Below are 18,837 nucleotides of genomic sequence, written 5' to 3' on the forward strand. Positions count from 1 at the left end.
CGCCGGCCTTTTTGGTTGCCCTCATCGAACCCGTTCCAGGAACACGCACGATGCTCCGACAGCTCCTCGCCACCAAGCACCCCCATGCCGCCCATGAAGAGGCCGAAGGGCTCAGCCTGCGCCGCACGCTCGGCCCCTGGGGGCTGACCGCACTCGGCATCGGTGCGGTGATCGGTGGCGGCATCTTCGTGATCACCGGCCAGGCGGCGGCCAACCATGCCGGTCCGGCCATCATGCTGTCGTTCGTGCTGGCGGCGATCTGCTGCACGTTCTGTGCGCTGGCGTACGCGGAATTCGCCGCGATGGTGCCGGTGTCCGGCAGCGCCTACACCTATACCTACGCCACGCTGGGCGAACTCACCGCGTGGTTCATCGGCTGGATGCTTGTGCTGGAATACGGCGTATCGGCGTCCGCGGTCGCAGTCAGCTGGACCGGCTATTTCCTGAGCCTGCTCGAGCACTTCGACATCTTCCTGCCCAAGGCGCTCGTCAGCGCGCCACTGGATGCGCAGCTTCGACCGACCGGCGCCATCGCCAACGTCCCGGCCGCCGTCATCGTGCTGCTGCTGACCTGGTTGTGCTACGTGGGCATCCGCAAGTCGTCGGCCATGAACATGGCGATGGTCGTGCTGAAGACCGGCCTGATCGTGCTGGTCATCATCGCTGGCTGGCAGTACGTCGACCCCTCCAACTGGCAGCCCTTCATTCCTGCCAACGAAGGCCCCGGCAAGTTCGGCTGGGATGGCGTGTTGCGCGGCGCGGCGATGGTGTTCTTCGCCTACATCGGTTTCGAGGCGGTCTCGGTGGCGGCGCAGGAATCGCATCGCCCGCAGAAGGATCTCCCCGTGGGCATGCTGGCCTCGCTGGCGATCTGCACCGTGTTGTACATCGCCATGGCGGCGGTGATGACGGGCCTGGTGCCGTACACCGCCTTGGGCACGGCCGAACCGGTCGTGACCGCGGTAGCGGCTCATCCCGAACTGGGTTGGCTGCGGGTCACGGTGGAGATCGGCGCGCTGATCGGCCTGTCCTCGGTGGTGCTGGTGATGATCATCGGCCAACCGCGCATTTTCATGATCATGGCCCGCGACGGCCTGCTGCCGCCGGTGTTCACCCGGATCCATCCGGAGTACCGCACGCCGCACATCAATACCGTGATCACGGGTATCGGCATCGCCCTGCTGGCGGCGCTGTTCCCGCTTGATGTCCTGGGCGAACTGACCTCGATGGGGACCCTGATCGCCTTCGCCTCGGTCTGCGTTGGCGTGCTGGTCCTGCGCCGCACCCAGCCCGACCTGCCGCGTCCGTTCCGCATCCCCGCCGCGTGGCTGATCTGCACCCTGGGCGTGCTGAGCTGCCTGGCGCTGCTGTCGGCGATGACCGCCCACAACTGGATGCTGATGGCCGTGTGGACGGCCGTGGGTTTCCTCATCTATTTCCTGTACGGATATCGCCACAGCCGCATGCGCGCGCAGCGCTGAGCTCCACCTCCGGGCAGGCGGTAGAATGGCGGCATGAACGCCACGCCCCTGCCCTATCACGCCGACCAGCTGCGCGACCGCGCGCAGTCCATCATCTCCAACGTGCGCGAGCTGTCGCAGCTGGGCTGGACACCGGCCACCAGCAGCAATTTCTCGCAGCGACTGGATGACCGGCACGCGGCCATCACGGTCTCCGGCCGCGACAAGGGCCGGCTGGTGGAGGCGGACATCATGGTGGTGGACTTCGACGGCAAGGCCGTCGGCAGCGACCATCGCCCGTCCGCCGAAACGCTGCTGCATACCCAGCTGTATCGGCGCTATCCCGAGATCGGGTGCGTACTGCACACCCATTCGCTGGTGCAGACGGTGGCATCGCGGCTGTTCGCCGGTGCCGGCCATGTGCGCCTGGAAGGCTTCGAATTGCTGAAGGCATTCCACGGCAACAGCACGCACGAGATGGCGATCGACGTGCCCGTGTTCGCCAACACCCAGGACATGCCCACGCTCGCCGCGCAGGTGGACGCGCTGCTCGACAACCAGCCGCTGTGGGGCTACCTGATCGACGGCCACGGCCTGTACGCGTGGGGCCGCACGATGGCCGAGGCCCGCCGCCACCTGGAGGCCTTCGAGTTCCTGTTCGCGGCCGAACTGGAGCTGCGCAAGCTGGGCTGCCGCCGCTGATAACCGGCGGTTATCCGGGCGTTCCGTTTCCCCACCAGGCCGCGCGGACCGGTCTGGTACCCTAACGGCCCCCTCTGTCGCCTCACGCCATACCGCCATGAGCCGCCTGCGCATCTTCAGCGAATCCGACCCGGCCACGCCGGAGTTCGCCAGTTACGATCCCGACTTCATCGCCACCGAGCTGAAGAAGCTCGGCGTGACCTTCGAGCGCTGGAAGGCGACCAAGGCCATCGAGCCCGGCGCGCCGCCGGAGGATGTGATCGACGCCTATCGCGCCGACATCGACCGTCTGGTCGCCGAACGCGGCTTCAAGACCGTCGATGTGGTCAGCATCGCGCCCGACAACCCGCAGCGCGAGGCCATGCGCGCGAAGTTCCTCGATGAGCATTACCACAAGGAAGACGAAGTGCGTTTCTTCGTCGCCGGCTCCGGCCTGTTCACGCTGCACGTGGGCGACAAGGTCTATGAGGTGGAGTGCGTGCAGGACGACCTGATCGGCGTGCCAGACAGCACCTTGCACTGGTTCGACATGGGGCCGGAACCGAGCTTCGTCGCCATCCGCTTCTTCACCGAGCCGGACGGCTGGGTGGGCCACTTCACGGGTACCACGCTGGCGCAGCAGTTCCCGCGCTACGAAGGCCTGACCGAACGCTGACGCCCCTCTCCCGTCGGGAGAGGGGTTGGGGTGAGGGTCCGGCGAAACGAGGGGGATGAACCGTCGCGCCAAGGATCGGCTCCTGCTGCCCTCCCTTTGCTCCCCATGAAAAGCGTAGCGGAGCAAGCTCCGCTCTACCGCGAACCAGAAGAACCACATGCCCGTTTCCGCCATCCTCACCGACATCGAAGGCACCACCAGCAGCATTTCATTCGTGAAGGACGTGCTGTTCCCGTACGCGCGCCGCGCCCTGCCCTTCTTCGTCCGCGAGCATGGGCAGGAACCCGAGGTGCGGCGCTGGCTCGACGTGGTCGCCACGGAGCACGGCAGTATCTGCAGCGATGACGTCATCGTGGAGACGCTGCAGGGCTGGATCGACCAGGACCGCAAGCACACCGCACTGAAAGCGCTGCAAGGCCTGATATGGGAAGCCGGCTACCGCGATGCGGATTTCACCGCGCACATCTATCCCGACGCCGCGCCGGCATTGCGCAAGTGGTACGCGCAGGGCTATCCGCTGTATGTGTATTCCTCCGGTTCCGTACCGGCGCAGAAACTGTTCTTCGGCCACAGTGACGCCGGCGACCTGTCGCCGATGTTCTCGGGCTGGTTCGATACCGAAGTCGGCGGCAAGCGCGAAGCAGCCAGTTACCGGACGATCGCCGACCGCATCGGTGTGGACCCGGGGGACATCCTGTTCCTGTCCGACGTGGTGGAAGAACTGGATGCCGCGCGCGACGCAGGCCTGCAGACGCGCCTGATCGACCGGCTGGACGACTACCCTGCGCCGCGCGAAGGCGACGCGGCGCATGGCCACGTGCGCGTCGACTCCTTCGCTGACATCGCGCTGCCCACCGCGTGAGCGATGCCATTTCGCAGCGCCGTGCCACCCTGGTGGGGCTGGTCGCGATCCTGCTGTGGGCGTCGCTGGCGCTGCTGACGACGGCGACGGGCGACCTGCCGCCCTTCCAGGTGCTGGCGATCGGTTTCGGCATCGCGGCGGCACTGGGGCTTTTGCGCGCAGGAGTGCGCGGCCGCGCCGGCTGGGGCGAACTGCGCCAGCCGCTGCCCGCGTTCGCCCTGTCGACGCTGGCGCTGTTCGGCTACCACGCGCTGTACTTCATCGCGCTGAAGCGTGCACCGGCCGTGGAAGCCAACTTGCTCAACTACCTGTGGCCACTGTTGATCGTGGTGTTCGCGGGCATCTTCGGCGGCGTCTCCGTGCGCCCCGGGCAGTGGCTGGGCACCGGACTGGGCCTGGTCGCGGCGATACTGCTGGTGACGCGCGGCCGCAGCTTGCAGGTCGAGCCATCGCATGTACCCGGCTATCTCGCCGCGCTGGGCGCGGCCCTGATCTGGTCCATGTATTCGGTGCTCAACCGACGCCATGCCGACGTGCCCAGCGCGGCGATCACCGTGGCCTGCGCGGGCGTCGCGGTGCTGGGCACCCTCGCGCACCTGCTGGGCGAGGACACGGTCGCTCCCACCGCAAACCAGTGGGTCGTGCTGGTGCTCATGGGTATCGGCCCGGTAGGTGCCGCATTCTGGCTGTGGGACCACGGCACCAAGCGCGGCGATATCGCGCTGCTGGGCAGCCTGTCCTATCTGGCGCCGTTGTTGTCGACCCTGCTGCTGGTGGCGTCGGGGCGCGCGCAGGCGCATTGGATACAGGGCGTCGCCATCGTATTGCTGCTGGCCGGGGCCTGGCTCAGCGTCCGTGCGAGCCGCGCCCAGCGATGAGAGCGATTCGCGTTTCTACATGCCGGGGCGTGTTTCCCTAGACTGCGCGCACGTCGCAAGCCAGCCCAACGCCAGCCAGCCACGCATGCCTCGCCCGCCAGCCTCCGCTCGCCCGCAAGGACATAGAACGCCTCCCATCGGGAGGCGTTTCCGTTCATGGCTTCAGGTGTGGATCTTCTCGCCGCGCGACAGCATGGCGACCAGCTTCTCCACCCGCGCCCGTTTCGTTTCGAGCTTCACCGCGGTCTGCACGCGCCAACACACGGCGTAACGGTTGGTCCTGTCGAGCGCCTCGAAGAAGTCCCTTGCCTTCCGGTTCTTCGCCAGTGCCTGCGCGAGCTCGGGGGGTACCTCCATGGAGCGCGCGCCATCGTAGGCGGCATCCCAGCGGCCATCGGCCTTCGCCTGTTCGATCTCGCGCAATCCGGCGGGCCGCATCCGCCCCGCCGCGACCAGCGCGTCGACCTTGCCGACATTGATCTTCGACCAGGTGCTGCGCGGGCGACGCGGCGTGAAGCGCTGCAGGAAGCACTGCGCATCGAACCCCTTCTTCTGCCCGTCGATCCAGCCGTGGCACAGCGCGACGTCGAGCGCATCGGCATAGCTGACCGACGCGAGGCCCGAATCCTTCTTCGCGATTTTCAGCCACACGCCATCGGACGCGGGGTGGCGCTCCAGCCAGCGTTCCCAGGCGGCGGCGTCCACGAAGTGTTCGATGGGAAGTTCCGTCATGGCCATGATCAGGGCTCCGCGAGCTGCAGGCGATACGACGTGCGAGCCGATCGTTCGCCGCGCCAGCGGTCGAACGCGCGCACCTCCACCGCATGTTCGCCTTCGGGCAGGTCCGTCGGCAAGGCGCCCCGCCAGAGGTGCGGGGAAGCTTCGGCCTCCGGCGAGCGGTCGTAGCCGCGCAACGCATCGGCCACGTCGTCGCGCATGTTCTCCACCAGCAGGCGCGGATCGGGCTGTTCGACGCGCTTCATCGGCTTCCATTCGCCGCCATCGATCCGGTACTCGACACGGGTGTCCGCATCCCCCATGTAGACATTGGCGAACACGCCCCATGCCGGATACGCCCCCTTCCGCAACACGCGCGGCACATGCAACCCGATGCCGCTGTCGTCCGTGCCGCGCGCCGGGTGCCACGACAGCGCGTACTCGCCACCCGCGCGCACGCGCAGCCGCGCGTAGCCATTGGGCGTGCCGTCGGCCATCGTCGTGTCGGGGATGCCCTCCGCATCCTTCACGCCCGACCAGTAGGCACCGCAGGCGGCACCGACGTTGTACTCGTGCAACGGCTGCGGTCCGTGCCAACCAGTGGAAGCGTCGTGGTACCAGTGCCGCTGCGTATGGGTGTGCCCACTGAGCAGCAGCACGTGCGGGAAATCCTCCAGCATGGCGAACAGGCGCTCGCGGTCTGCCGGACGGAAACCGCGAGCACCCGGCTCGTAGACCGGGATATGCACACCGATCACCAGCAGCCGGTCCTTGCGCACCGTCGGCAGGTAGGCCTGCAGGAAGGCGAACTGGTCCTCGCGCAGCCCGCCGAAGTACGACGGTGTCTGGCCTGGCTGGTAGATCACGTCATCCAGGCCGATGAACGTCGCCGCCTCTTCTTCCCAGGCGAACGTGTCCGGGCCCAAGTGATGGCGGAACGTACGCAGCGAGTCTTCATCTCCCGCGGCGTCGAAATCCAGGTCGTGATTGCCGGGGATGAACAGCCACGGCACCTGCAGGCTCATCGTCGTGCGCAGGATCTCCGGGTACAGCGACAGGTCGTCGTTGGTGACATCGCCCAGGGTCAGGCCCAGCGCCGCCCCGTGTTTCCCGACCAGGGGCTGCACGATGTCGCGCCAGTAATAGTCCACGTCCTTGACAGACGAAGTCTGGCTGTCGGCGAACAACAGCACATCGAGTTCGCCCTTCGTTGCGGCTGCCGCCTGCGGTCGAAGGCCGAAGTGCGTGCAGTCGGGCTGGCGTTGCGGGATGCCGCCATGCTTCAGCGCAGGACCGGCGTGGTACTGCAGGTTGCGCCAGCGGGCCGGCAGGCCGTCCGGCCGCGCCGCGAGGTCGTAGCCGGCCGGCTTGATGATGAAGAGGGTGCGGCCGTCCACGTAATCGAGGCTGTATTCGCCCTGCGCATCGGTGACCGCGATGTCGATACCGTTGGACATCTTGATACCCGGCAGGCCCGGCTCACCCGCATCGCGGGTCGCGTTGCCGTTGCGGTCCTCATACACCTGTCCCCCGCTGCACGGAGGCGGCAGCGCATGCGCGGGGACCGCCAACAGCGCCAGGACGAGAGCGATCAACGAAGCGCGCATGGCGACTCCAGCCGGAAAGACCGGAGGATTATGGCGCAGGCAACGGCATCGCCGGTGTAGAACGACGTGGGTCGCGACGGTCATCCGGCCGGGGGGAGATGTCGTGATGTCTGAAGGAAGAAGCGCGCGACTCACGTCGCTCCCACGCCCGGCGGGCCACCCGGAACCTGCAGGAACAGGCGTGCCCTACGTGGACGCGTGGCGTTGGCGCAACACATCGACGGCATCGGCCAGCGACAGGCCGCGTGCCCGCAGCAGGACCGTCAGGTGGTACAGCAGATCGGCGCTCTCGCCGAGCAGTGCGGTCTCGTCCTGCGCGACTGCGGCCAATGCGGTTTCCACGCCCTCCTCGCCCACCTTCTGCGCGATGCGGCGCACGCCGGCGTCGAACAGGCGCGTCGTGTAGCTGTCGACGGGGCGCTCGCGGTCGCGCTGCGCCACCAGGGCATCCAGGTCCGACAGGAACGCCGACGGCGCCGAAGGGAAGCAACTGGGCCGCTGCAGGTGACAGGTTGGTCCCTGCGGGTGCGCGCGGACCAGCAGCGTATCGTTGTCGCAATCGGCCTCCACCGAGACCAGTTCCAGCACATGGCCCGAGCTCTCGCCCTTGGTCCACAGACGCTGCTTGCTGCGGCTGAAGAAGGTCACGCGCCGGCTCGCCAGGGTGGCGTCCAGCGCCTCCCGGTTCATGTAGCCCAGCATCAGCACGCGCAGGTTTCCTGCATCCTGCACGATGACGGGCAGCAGGCCATCGCCCTTGGTCCAGTCCAGCGCCGAGGGGGCGATGTCGGTCTTCATCGTTTCAGTCGCCACGCCGCACCTCGATGCCCTGTTCTGCCAACACCCGCTTCAACGCCGGGATCGCGATATGCCCGCTGTGGAACACGCTGGCGGCCAGCGCGCCATCCACGTCCGCCTGCTGGAACACATCGACGAAATGCTGCACCTCGCCCGCACCACCGGAGGCGATCAAGGGCACGCCACACACCGCGCGCACGGCCTGCAATTGCGTGATGTCGTAACCACGCCGTACGCCGTCCTGGTCCATGCAGTTCAACACGATCTCGCCGGCACCCAGTCGCTGCGCCTGCACCACCCAATCCAGCGTACGCAAGCCGGCGCCCTGCATCTTCGCAGGATCACCGGTGTAGCGGCGCACACGCCACTCGCCGTCCGCTTCCCGAATGGAATCCACGCCAACCACGACGCACTGCACGCCGAAGGCCTCGGCGAGTTCGCTGATGAGACCGGGGCGCTCCAGCGCAGGTGTGTTCACCGACACCTTGTCGGCACCGCTGTGCAGCACCCGCCGTGCCGTATCGACGTCGCGGATGCCGCCCGCCACGCAGAACGGAATGTCGAGCAGCCGTGACACGCGCTCGATCCAGGCGTAGTCCACGGAGCGTCCCTCCGGACTCGCGCTGATGTCGTAGAACACCAGTTCGTCCGCGCCTTCGTCCCGGTATCGCAACGCCAGTTCGGCGATGTCGCCCATGTCGACATGGTCGCGGAACTTCACGCCCTTGACCACGCGGCCTTCGCGCACATCCAGGCAGGGAATGATGCGACGGCTCAGCATGCCAGCGCCTCGGGCAGTTCGAACCTGCCTTCCAGCAATGCCCGCCCGAGCACGATCCCGGCGCAACCGGCGGCACGTGCCCCGGTGACATCGACCACGGCGCTGACGCCACCGGACGCCTGCACCTGCAACGACGGCACGACCTGTCGCAGGTGCGCATAGAGGTCCAGGTTCGGTCCCGTCAGCATGCCGTCGCGGGCGATGTCGGTGCACAGCAGGTGCCGCAGGCCACCCTCGGCGTAGCGCGACGCGAGTTCATCCAGTGTTTCCGATGCGGTTTCCGTCCAGCCATGCACCGGCAGGCGCCAGACCCCGTCATCGTCGCGGCGCGTGTCGAGCGCGACCGTGATGCGGTCGCTGCCGAACTCGGCCAGCCAGGCCAGGACGGTATCGGGTTGGCGCACGGCCAGCGAGCCGACCACGACGCGCTGCGCGCCCGCCGCCAGCATGCGCGCCACGTCATCGCACTGGCGTACGCCTCCCCCGGTCTGCACCTTCAGTGACGTATGTTGCGCGAGTTCGCCCAGCAGCGGTGCGAGGGTGTAGCCACCCGCCCGCGCCGCATCCAGGTCGACGAGGTGCAGCCATTCCGCACCTTGCGCGGCGTAGCGCATCGCGACATCCAGCGGCGTGCCGTCATAGCGTGTCTCGCGCGCATAGTCGCCCTGGGCCAGCCGGACCACGCGACCTTCGCGCACATCGATGGCGGGATAAACCGTGAATCCGCTCATTGCACACCGTACTTCAGGAAATTCTCCAGCAGACGCGCGCCGACATCCGCCGATCGCTCGGGATGGAACTGGGCCCCCCCCACGTTGCCACGCTGCACGATGGCGGCGAACGGCACCCCATGTTCACTCGACGCCACGCAATCGGCCGTGACAGGCGCGGCGTAACTGTGGACGAAGTACGCGTGGCGGCCGTCGGCGATGTCGCGGGTCAACAGGCTTTCACGCCGCGACGCGAGCGTGTTCCAGCCCATGTGCGGCACGCGGATGCCGGGCGTGGCGGGCAGCTTGGCCACGCGGCCCGGCAGCAGGCCCAGGCAGGGCGTGTCGTCCTCTTCGGAATGCTCGAACAGAATCTGCATGCCCACGCAGACACCCAGCAAGGGTTTTTCCAGCGTCCGCAGCACATCCACCAGCGCCGATGCGCGCAAGCCGCCCATCACCTGCGCAGCCGTGCTGACGCCGGGCAGGATCACCCGGTCCGCTGCACGGATGACGTCCGCATCGGTGGTCAGCTCGGGCTCCACGCCCAGGCGGTCCAGGGCGTAGCGCACCGACCCCAGGTTCGCACCGCCGGCATCGATCAGGGCGACACGCATCACAGGGCACCCTTGGTGGACGGCAGTTCCGCCCCTTCGCGCTTGACGGCCTGGCGCAACGCGCGCGCCAGCGCCTTGAACGAGGCTTCCACCTTGTGGTGGTCGTTGTCGCCCTGCACGCTCAGGTTGAGGTTCAACCCGGAGGCATCGCAGAGCGAGCGGAAGAAGTGCGGCACCAGTTCGGTCGGCAGGTCGCCGACACGTTCGCGCCTGAATTCACCGTTGAAGACGAAGTACGGCCGGCCACTGAAATCCAGCGCCGCGCTGGCCAGCGTCTCGTCCATCGGCAGCGTGAAGCCGTAGCGGCCGATGCCGCGCTTGTCGCCCAGTGCTTCCTTCAGGGCCTGCCCCAGCGCCAGGCCGGTGTCTTCCACCGTGTGGTGCTCATCGATGTGCAGGTCGCCCTCAGCACGCACGTCCAGCGCGAAACCGCCATGCTTGCCTATCTGTTCCAGCATGTGGTCGAAGAACGGCAGGCCGGTCTTCGCGACGGGCTCCGCGACGCGGTCGAGATCCACTTCGACGCGGATCCTGGTTTCCCTGGTGTTCCGCTGGACGACCGCACGACGTGGTGCGTCCGCCAACTCATGCGCGATGCCGGCCCAGTCCCACTCGCCCCCGAACTGCGCCGTCTTCAACTGGAACCCGCGGATCTTCAGATTGTCGGCGAACTGGATGTCGGTCGGCCGGTCGCCGACCATGCCCGACCGCGACCAGTCGATGCCACGGTCCTGCAGGTAAGGAACCATCAGGCCGATGCCGGGCTTGCGGGTGGGCTTGTTCTCGTGCGGCCAGCTTTCATCGATCAGCACGTCGCGGAAGCGGATGCCCTGGCTTTCGAACACCTGCATCATCAACGCCTGCGGACCGTCGAAGCTGGCGCGCGGATACTGCTCGCTGCCCAGTCCGTCCTGGTTGCTGACGATGACGAACTGGTAGCCGGCGTCGCGCAGCTTCAGCAGCGCGGGAATGACACCGGCGACGAAGCGGACCTTCTCGTACGCATCGATCTGGAAGTCTTCCGGCTCTTCGATGAGGGTGCCATCGCGGTCGATGAAAAGGATCGGCGTCATGGCACGGCCTCTGCAGGAGGGGCTTCAGCCCGCGCCCCGATAGCGCTGCCATACTCAGGACGATAAACGCCCCGCAGCGCGCCCATATCCGAAACAGCCAGATTGTTGACTGTCCCTGCGGGCAATTCGATCGAGGCCGAAGCACCCCTAACAGGGACGGCCCGGGGGGCAGTGACAGACGGAAAAATCATGCGGCCACCTCCTGCATGTTCAACGCCGACAGCACGCGATCGTTCTGCTCCGGGGAACCGATGGTGATGCGCAACGCATCGCCGAGTTGCGGGGCCGCGCGCTGGTCGCGCACCACGACCCCCGCAGCCAGCAAGGTGCGGAATGCGCCCTCGGCATCGCTGAAGCGCGCCAGCAGGTAATTGCCCTGCGAGGGATAGACATGGCGCACGCCGGGTATCCGGGCCAGCGCGTACAGCAGCCGCTCGCGCTCACGACGCACGACGGCGACCCGTTCCCGCGTCTGCGCGACCGCCGCATCGGACAGTCCCTCCAGCGCCAGATCGGCACAGGGGGTCGGCACGGGATACGGCGCCTGGCAGCGCTGCAGCACGGTGATCAGCTCCGCACCGCCGATCACCACTCCGATGCGTGCAGCCGCCAGTGCATGCGCTTTCGACAGCGTCCGCAGTACGGCGACGTTGGCATGCGCGTCCAGCAGCGTGGTCGCGGACGCGCCGTCGGCGAACTCGGCGTAGGCCTCGTCCACCACCACCAGCGCTCGCCCATCCAGCGCACGCGCCAATGCCGCGACGCCCTCCAGCGGAATGACCGAGCCCGCCGGGTTCGACGGCGAGCACAGGAACACCAGCTTCGCGCCCTGCGCCAGCGCCGCATCGCGGATCGCGTCTAGGTCGGCAGCGAGGCCGGCCTCGTGGTCGACCAGTGGAATCTCGACGATGCGCGCCCCTTGCAGGCGTGCGCAGACCACATACATGCCGAACACCGGCGGCGTCACCACGATGGCGTCCTGCCCCGGCACGCACAGTGCCCGCACCAGCAGGTCGATGGCTTCATCGCTGCCGCGCCCGACCAGCAATTGTTCCGGCGCCACGCCATAGAGCTGCGCAAGCCGCGCACGCAGGGCCGGGGGCTGCGGCTCCGGATACCGGCGGCTGCGACCCTCTCCGTCCGCAGGGTTTGCCCATGCGGACTCGTTGGCGTTCAACCATATGTCGCCGCGCACGGATTCACTGCGCGCAGACTTGTAGCCGGCGAACCCGCGCAGGTCTGGACGCACCAGGGAACCGACGCCGCTCATGCGGCCGCCCTGCGCAGACGGATCGCGACGGCATGGGCGTGCGCGTCCAGCCCTTCCGCGCGCGCGAGCGTCAACGCGCAGTCGCCGATGGCGGCGATGCCGGCACGGCTGGCAGACTGCACGCTGACGAAGTTCTGGAAGCTGGCGACGCTGACGCCGCTGTAGGCCCGTGCCGCGCCCGCAGTGGGCAGCACATGGTTGGTGCCGCTGCAGTAGTCGCCCAGTGCCTCCGGCGTGTAGTCGCCGAGGAACACGGAGCCCGCAGCCTCGACCTGGTCCAGCCAGGCACGCGGCTCGCGCAGCGCCACGATCAGGTGTTCCGGTGCGTAGCGATTGCTGATGGCGAAGGCATCCTCCAGCGAGGACACCTTCACCAGCCGCGACGACGACAGCGCCTGCCGCGCGATGTCGGCGCGATCCAGCATCACGAGTTGCGATTCCAGCTCCGCCTGCACACGCTCGATCAAGCCATCGTCATCGGACAGCAGCAGCACCTGCGAATCCGGACCGTGTTCCGCCTGCGACAGCAGGTCGGCGGCGACGAAGGCCGCATCGGCGCCTGCATCGGCGATCACCAGCACTTCGGACGGCCCCGCAGGCATGTCGATGGCGGCTGCACCGCCCTGCGCGACCTGTTGCTTCGCCTCGGTGACATAGCTGTTGCCGGGGCCGAACAGCTTGTCGCACTTGGGCACACTGCCCGTGCCGAATGCCATCGCGGCGATCGCCTGCGCGCCACCAAGCTTGAAGACGCGGCGCACGCCGGTCAGCTGCGCAGCCACCAGCACCGCCGGATCAGCGGTGCCGTCCCTGCGCGGCGGCGTGCACAGCACCACGTCACGGCAGCCGGCCAGACGCGATGGAACGCCCAGCATCAGCGCCGTGGAAGGCAAGGGTGCGCTGCCCGCCGGGACATACAGGCCGACCCGGGGAATCGGGCGGATCACCCGCTCGCAGACCACGCCCGGTGCGGTTTCGACAGCGTACGGCTGCGCCATGCCGGCACGGTGGAAAGCTTCGATGCGGCCGGCCGCATCCTGCATTGCCTCGCGCAGGTCGGCGGGCACGGCAGTGTGCGCGGCGGCGAACTCCTCTTCGCTGACGTCGAATGCCGTGAGCTCCACGCCATCGAAGCGCAGGGTCACTTCGCGCAACGCCACGTCGCCGCGCGCCTGCACGTCGGCCAGCAGGCCGGCGACCGCATCGCGCGTGCGCTGGGCCACGGCCTGAGCCGGGCGCGCCAGCAATGCGGCGCGGGAGGTTTCGTCCAGTGCATCCCAATCGTAGCGGGTGGCAAGCGACGCACTCATGCCAGCGACCTCTCGACCGACAGCACCATCAGGCCCTGTGCGCCCGCACGTTGCAGCTCCTCCAGCCGCTGCCAGGTCACTGCGCCGTGGCACATCGCCTGCAGCGATACAGGTCCCTCCTCGCCGCCGGGTAGCGTGACCAGGCCCTCGCTGTCGGTCAGCAGGCGCGACAGGGCCGGCACCGTTTCGCGCTCGGCGCGGAACATCAGCAGCTTGCTGTCCTTGAGCTTCAGGACACCATCGAGCCGGCGCAACAGCATGTCGGCCAGGCCCGCGCGGGCATCGTCGAACTCGCGCGCAGGGCCGGCAAGTACGGCTTCGCTCTCGAGCAGGGTCTCCACCGGCTTGAGCTGGTTCGCCGCCAGAGTGGCGCCGCTTGAAACCAGGTCGCAGATCAGGTCCGCGGTGCCCAGCTTCGGTGCGATCTCGACCGAACCGGAAAGCTCCACCACGGCCGCGTCGATGCCGCGCGCCTGCAACCACTGGCGCAGGATGGATGGATAGCTGGTGGCGATGCGCAGGCCCTGCAGTTGCTGCGGGCCCGCCCATTCCCAGCTGTCGGGTATCGCCAGCATCAGGCGGCAACTGCCGAAGCCGAGCGGGCGCAGTTCGCGATAGGCCTGCGGCATGCCGTTCAACGCGCGCTCGCCGGCCTGTTCGTCGAGCTCGTTGCGCCCGACGATGCCGAAGTCGCACACGCCGTCGGCGATCAGCCCGGGAATGTCGTCGTCTCGGACCAGCAGCAGGTCCACGGGCAGCGACTCGCCGTAGCAGAAGAGCTTGTCGCGGCTTTCGCGCCAGCTCAGGCCGCAGGCGGCCAGCAGCGTACGCGCGGGCTCGGCCAGCCGCCCGCTCTTCTGGATGGCGATGCGCAGGCGCTCACGCGTCGCGGGAGTGAGGGAGGGACTCATTCTGGAAACTCAGTGGGAGGCGGCTGCCGTCCCGCTCTGCTGGCGCTGCATGGCGGCGGCGTAACCGCCGGCACCCCGCTCCAGCGTGCGGGCGACGCGGCCGATGGTGGTCACGCTGACCTGGGTGAGATCGTGGATTTCCCGGTACGGCACGCCCTTGAGCAGCAGCGGCACCACCCGCCAGCGGTCGGACATGGCCTCCAGCTCGGCCGGGGTGCAGAGGTCCTCCAGGAACGCACGCACTTCTCCGGCCTGGCTCAAGGCAGCCAAGGCCTCGGAAAGCGCCTGCAACGGCGCATCGTCCGGGGATTCTTCGTGGGGGGAGCGGCGCTTCATGGGGCGGGCGGTACCGGTGGACGTGGAAAGGATGCTGAGCTGATGTATTAACGCGCTAATACATTAACGCGCGAAGTCAGTCGCCGTCAACCGGGGCCTGTCTGGAACGTCCCCCGCTTTCCGTTGGGATAGGCATCGCCGCATCGAGAGGCCCGGAATGGACTGGAGCGGACAGGGACGATGAGTACACTGCCAAGGACGCCGGACGGCTGCCGCGGGAAGAGCGACGGCACTGAGGGCACCCGGGGGGGAACGGGCATGCGGGCACCAGGGAACACGATTGCATCGCGCTGCCGGCTGGCGATATGCGCGCTGCTGCTCGCGTGCTGGCCGATCGTCACGGCCGCTTCGGCGCCCGCACGCATCGGCCCGGACAGCACCTACCTCCCGCTCGCCCCGCAGACCACCTACCTGCACGATGCCAGCGGTACCGCAACCGTCGACGATGCGTTGTTGCAGGCCGCCGCAGGCGGTTTCGCCCCACTCCCGAATGGTGATGCCTCGTTCGGCTTCCAGACCGGCGCCTTCTGGTTCCGGGTGAACGTCGAGAACACCAACCCGCGCGAACAGCGCTGGCTGCTGGTGCAGCAGTACGCGCTGAGCGACCGCATCGATGTGTATGCGCGCTATCCCGACGGGCGCACCGTGCACCACATCGGCGGCGACACCTTCCCGTTCGAGCAACGCAGCATCCGCTACCGCCATCCCAACTTCTGGCTCGACCTGCCCACCGGGCAGCAGGTCGACCTGCTCGTCCGCGTGCAGAGCCAGAGCTCGATGCAGGTCCCGCTGTTCCTCTACACGCCTGCCGCCTTCGCCGAACTGTCGCGCGACGGGCAACTGGGCATCGGCATCTACTACGGCATCCTGCTGGCGTTGTTCTTCTACAACCTGGTGTTGTGGCTGGTACTGCGCGACGGCAGTTACTTCTGGTACCTCTTCCACATCAGCGCGTTCGGCCTGGTGCTGTTCACCCTCAACGGACTGGGCTTCGAATACCTGTGGCCCCATTCCACGTGGCTGGCCGACAAGTCGGTGCCACTCTCGGTGTGCCTGGCGCAGATCGGCATGCAGCAGTTCTCGCGCACCTTCCTCGACCTCAATACGCGATGGCGGCTGGGCGACCGCATCAGCAAGGCGATCATCGCCTTCTTCGTGCTGCTCGGCATCGCCGCCACCCAGCTTCCCTACCACGTGGCGACACCGATCGCGTCCGCAGCGGTGTTCCCCAGCATCGTATGGATCGCGGTGATCACGCTGGTGGTGGTGCGCAGTGGCTACCGGCCCGCCAAGGTGTTCCTGCTCGCATGGGCGATGTTCCTGCTGGGCACGGGCATCTTCGTGGCCCTCGCCTTCGGCCTGCTGCCGAAGCGGTTCATCACCGAGTACGGGGTGCAGATCGGCTCGGCGCTGGAAATGCTGCTGCTCTCGGTTGCCCTGGGCTATCGGTACGCCGCCCTGCGCAACGAGAACGAGCGCATCGTGCGGGACGCGAAGAACTCGCTGGAAGAACAGGTGGTATCGCGTACCGCCGAGCTCCGCCAGACGATGTCCGAACTCGAGACCGCCCATCACCGACTGCGCGAATCCAGCCGGCTCGACGGCCTGACCGACCTCTACAACCGCACCCATTTCCGCGAGGCGTTCGAGCACCTGCTGTCGCAGTCGCGCAACTCGCAGCGCCCCATCTCGCTGCTGATGATCGACCTGGACTACTTCAAGCGCATCAACGACACGTACGGCCATCTGGTCGGCGACGACTGCCTGCGCTGCACATCGAACACCCTGGCCGAAACCCTGCGCCCGCATGGCGCGCTGCTGGCCCGTTTCGGCGGCGAGGAGTTCATCGCCGCCCTGCCCGGCATGGGCCTGGGGGAAGCCAGCGTGGTGGCGGAGGAACTGCGCCAGGCGTTGCGAGCGCAGCCGTGCCGCAGCGGCGACCTGGAAATCGCCGTTTCCGCCAGCATCGGCGTGCATTGCGTGGACCTGGAAGCGCGCGACAGCCTGGAGTCGGCACTGCAGGTCGCAGACCAGGCGCTGTACGCGGCGAAGGCCGAGGGGCGGGACTGCGTGCGGACGTTGTGAGATAGCCGCTCCACCGTGTAGGAGCGACGTGAGTCGCGACCATGGCCCCCAAGAGCACGGGCACGGCATTGGACCGTTGAAACAGAGCGCCTTACGCGCATCTGCTGCCCTGTCATCAGGGCAGCATCATTCGTACGGTCGCGACTTACGTCGCTCCTACAACACGGGAACCGTTCAGCGGTTCCGCATCGCCGCCAGGATCTCTCCGGACTCCACCAGGCGCACGGCAGTGGCCACTTCGCCATCGAGTGCACGGTCGCGCTCGAGGAACGGGATCTTCGCGCGGATCGCCGCGTGCGCGGCTGCGACGGCATGGCCTGGATGGAACGCGTCGCTGGCCGCCAGCGCGGCGCGCAGGGCATCGACTTCGGCCAGGAAGGCATCGCGCCCTTCGGCGCCCGCCTGCGGGCCGCCCGACACCTTCATCGCCAGCCCCTCGGCATCGGTGCGATCCGACAACGCGCGAGCCGCATTGATCATGTCACGGCGCAGATCCAGCGCCTGCGCGGCGGTGTACAGCTCCAGCGCCAGCACCTTGCCCAGGTCCTGCACCATGGCCAGCACGTGGCGCGCCTCGTTGGCGCCCATCGATACATGGTCCTCGGCATTCGCACTGGTGGGCACGGAAAACACGCTGGCCGGATGCGCGCGGCTGGCCAGGTCGTTGACGATGGCCGCAGCGGTGTACTGCACGATCATGTGGCCCGATTCGGTGCCGTCCTCGTTGCCGATCAGGAACGCCGGCAACCCATCATTGGTGGCCGGATCGACCAGCTTGTTGAGCCGTCGTTCGGAGATGGACGCGAGCGTCGGGATCGCCGCCTTCACATAGCTCATCGCCAGCGCCAGCGGCATGCCATGGAAGTGGCCGGCGGAGATCACCTGTTCCTCCACGTGGTCGGCTTCCCTGTCGGGGAACACCAGCGGGTTGTCGGTGACCGCGTTGAGCTCGATCTCCAGCACGCGCTTGGCCTGCTCGACGGCATCACGCACGGCGCCATGCACCTGCGGGATGCAGCGCAGCGAATAGCTGTCCTGGGGCTGGTGCTTCTTACCGCCGCGGAATGGCATGAAACGCCGATAGAACTTCTCGCGACCATGGCGCTGGTCGGTCGGCACCCAGTCCCAGCCGATGTCGAAACGCAGCGCCTGCGCCTCTTCGGTATCCCAGCTGCGCGGAAGCCACGGACGGAACTTCGGTACTAGGTGATAGGGAATGTCGGCCAGCGTCGAGCCCTCGAGCAGATCGCGCAGGCGGGCGGCCACATGCACCTGGCCCGGATGCGGACGCAGCGCATGGACCTCTGCGGCGAACGCGCCGAGCCGGCCCGCGAAGGCATCGATCGTCATGGCTGCAGCCAGATCGGCGGTGTCCAGCAGGTTGTCCAGGCGATAGGTCGCCAGCACGCCCATCGCCAGCATCTGCGCGGTGCCGTTGTTCAGCGCCAGACCTTCCTTGTACGACAGCGAGACCGGCGACAGCCCGGCGCGCCTCAATGCATCCGCACCCGCGATGCGCTCGCCCTCGTAGAACGCCTCGCCACCGCCCAGCAGCACGATGGCCAGATGCGACAGCGGCGCCAGGTCGCCGGACGCGCCGACCGAACCCAGCGATGGCACCACCGGCACGATGCCGGCATTGAGCATCGCGGCAAGCGCCTGCAGCGTCTCGACGCGGATGCCGGAATGGCCTTTCAACAACGTGTTGATGCGGATGCCGAGCATGGCGCGGACGATCTCCGGCGCCATCGGTTCGCCCACGCACACGGCATGGGTGACGATCAGGTTGTACTGCAGTTCTTCGTGCAGCGAGCGCCCGGACTTCACCGCGCCCGGCAGTTCGTCGCGCAGCGGATGCGCTCCGAGCAGCTTGTCGGCGTTGCTGCCGAAGCCGGTCGATACGCCGTAGATCGGCTCTTCGCGGCGGACCTGTTCGGCCAGGAAGTCGGCCGCGCGCGCGACGTCCTTCAATGCCCCCTTGTCCAACTCGACACTGGCACCGAACGCGATCTCGACCAGCCGGTCGCGGGTGAGTGATTTGCCATCCAGCAGGATCGGCTTCATG

At 67.6% G+C, this 18,837-nt stretch carries 18 protein-coding genes; 6 read left to right on the plus strand and 12 right to left on the minus strand.

Features of this window, described 5'->3' with window-relative positions; translation table 11 throughout:
* Positions 1-50: 50 nt before the first annotated feature.
* The 5 genes from WBN46_RS01325 to WBN46_RS01345 all read left to right on the plus strand — a co-directional run bounded on the left by WBN46_RS01325 (position 51) and on the right by WBN46_RS01345 (position 4,557).
* The gene (locus WBN46_RS01325) at positions 51-1,481 is read left to right on the plus strand and encodes an amino acid permease (protein WP_192200943.1); all 1,431 of its coding nucleotides are present in this window, start codon (positions 51-53) and stop codon (positions 1,479-1,481) included.
* 33 nt (positions 1,482-1,514) lie between these two features.
* Positions 1,515-2,162 (plus strand): methylthioribulose 1-phosphate dehydratase, encoded by a 648-nt coding sequence (locus WBN46_RS01330; RefSeq protein ID WP_337729996.1) that lies wholly within the window; start codon positions 1,515-1,517, stop codon positions 2,160-2,162.
* A 97-nt stretch (positions 2,163-2,259) separates the two neighbouring features.
* Positions 2,260-2,817, plus strand: a complete 558-nt coding sequence (locus WBN46_RS01335; protein WP_192200941.1) for an acireductone dioxygenase — start codon at positions 2,260-2,262, stop codon at positions 2,815-2,817.
* 157 nt (positions 2,818-2,974) lie between these two features.
* Positions 2,975-3,679, plus strand: coding sequence for an acireductone synthase (gene mtnC / locus WBN46_RS01340; protein ID WP_337729997.1), 705 nt, complete (start codon positions 2,975-2,977; stop codon positions 3,677-3,679).
* Positions 3,676-4,557, plus strand: a complete 882-nt coding sequence (locus tag WBN46_RS01345) for an EamA family transporter (RefSeq protein ID WP_337729998.1) — start codon at positions 3,676-3,678, stop codon at positions 4,555-4,557. The genes mtnC and WBN46_RS01345 overlap by 4 nt, the downstream gene beginning before the upstream one ends.
* A gap of 162 nt (positions 4,558-4,719) precedes the next feature.
* Here the strand turns inward: WBN46_RS01345 and WBN46_RS01350 are convergent, their stop codons facing one another.
* The 11 genes from WBN46_RS01350 to WBN46_RS01400 form a co-directional block, all read right to left on the minus strand.
* Positions 4,720-5,289, minus strand: coding sequence for a YdeI/OmpD-associated family protein (locus WBN46_RS01350; RefSeq protein ID WP_337729999.1), 570 nt, complete (start codon positions 5,287-5,289; stop codon positions 4,720-4,722).
* A gap of 8 nt (positions 5,290-5,297) precedes the next feature.
* Positions 5,298-6,881, minus strand: a complete 1,584-nt coding sequence (locus WBN46_RS01355; RefSeq protein ID WP_337730000.1) for a calcineurin-like phosphoesterase family protein — start codon at positions 6,879-6,881, stop codon at positions 5,298-5,300.
* Positions 6,882-7,067: 186 nt separating this feature from the next.
* Positions 7,068-7,679 (minus strand): bifunctional phosphoribosyl-AMP cyclohydrolase/phosphoribosyl-ATP diphosphatase HisIE, encoded by a 612-nt coding sequence (gene hisIE, locus WBN46_RS01360; protein ID WP_337730001.1) that lies wholly within the window; start codon positions 7,677-7,679, stop codon positions 7,068-7,070.
* Positions 7,680-7,683: 4 nt separating this feature from the next.
* Positions 7,684-8,460, minus strand: coding sequence for an imidazole glycerol phosphate synthase subunit HisF (gene hisF / locus WBN46_RS01365; protein ID WP_337730002.1), 777 nt, complete (start codon positions 8,458-8,460; stop codon positions 7,684-7,686).
* Positions 8,454-9,191 carry a 1-(5-phosphoribosyl)-5-[(5-phosphoribosylamino)methylideneamino]imidazole-4-carboxamide isomerase gene (gene hisA, locus WBN46_RS01370; protein WP_337730003.1) on the minus strand — a complete coding sequence of 246 codons (738 nt, stop codon included), beginning with the start codon at positions 9,189-9,191 and terminating at the stop codon, positions 8,454-8,456. Before hisA ends, hisF begins: the two co-directional genes overlap by 7 nt.
* A complete protein-coding gene (hisH, locus tag WBN46_RS01375) occupies positions 9,188-9,790 on the minus strand; it encodes an imidazole glycerol phosphate synthase subunit HisH (protein ID WP_337730004.1) in 603 nt (200 codons plus the stop codon). Before hisH ends, hisA begins: the two co-directional genes overlap by 4 nt.
* Positions 9,787-10,860, minus strand: a complete 1,074-nt coding sequence (gene hisB, locus WBN46_RS01380) for a bifunctional histidinol-phosphatase/imidazoleglycerol-phosphate dehydratase HisB (protein WP_337730005.1) — start codon at positions 10,858-10,860, stop codon at positions 9,787-9,789. The genes hisH and hisB overlap by 4 nt, the downstream gene beginning before the upstream one ends.
* 187 nt (positions 10,861-11,047) lie before the next feature.
* Entirely contained in the window at positions 11,048-12,130 is a 1,083-nt protein-coding gene (gene hisC / locus WBN46_RS01385; RefSeq protein WP_337730006.1) for a histidinol-phosphate transaminase, read from the minus strand.
* Complete coding sequence (hisD, locus tag WBN46_RS01390) at positions 12,127-13,440, minus strand: histidinol dehydrogenase (RefSeq protein ID WP_337730007.1); 1,314 nt, start codon at positions 13,438-13,440, stop codon at positions 12,127-12,129. Before hisD ends, hisC begins: the two co-directional genes overlap by 4 nt.
* Complete coding sequence (gene hisG, locus WBN46_RS01395) at positions 13,437-14,351, minus strand: ATP phosphoribosyltransferase (protein ID WP_337730008.1); 915 nt, start codon at positions 14,349-14,351, stop codon at positions 13,437-13,439. Before hisG ends, hisD begins: the two co-directional genes overlap by 4 nt.
* A 9-nt stretch (positions 14,352-14,360) precedes the next feature.
* Positions 14,361-14,687 (minus strand): YerC/YecD family TrpR-related protein, encoded by a 327-nt coding sequence (locus tag WBN46_RS01400; protein ID WP_337730009.1) that lies wholly within the window; start codon positions 14,685-14,687, stop codon positions 14,361-14,363.
* Between the two features lie 258 nt (positions 14,688-14,945).
* Here WBN46_RS01400 and WBN46_RS01405 point away from each other — a divergent pair, with 258 nt between their 5' ends.
* Positions 14,946-16,772: a diguanylate cyclase gene (locus WBN46_RS01405; RefSeq protein WP_337730010.1), complete on the plus strand. Its 1,827-nt coding sequence runs from the start codon at positions 14,946-14,948 to the stop codon at positions 16,770-16,772.
* 174 nt (positions 16,773-16,946) lie between these two features.
* Here WBN46_RS01405 and WBN46_RS01410 read toward each other — a convergent pair whose 3' ends face one another.
* Entirely contained in the window at positions 16,947-18,836 is a 1,890-nt protein-coding gene (locus tag WBN46_RS01410; protein ID WP_337730011.1) for an aromatic amino acid ammonia-lyase, read from the minus strand.
* Between the last annotated feature and the right edge of the window lies 1 nt (position 18,837).

It is taken from the genome of Pseudoxanthomonas sp. CCNWLW251 (genome assembly GCF_037402255.1).
Lineage (GTDB): Bacteria > Pseudomonadota > Gammaproteobacteria > Xanthomonadales > Xanthomonadaceae > Pseudoxanthomonas_A.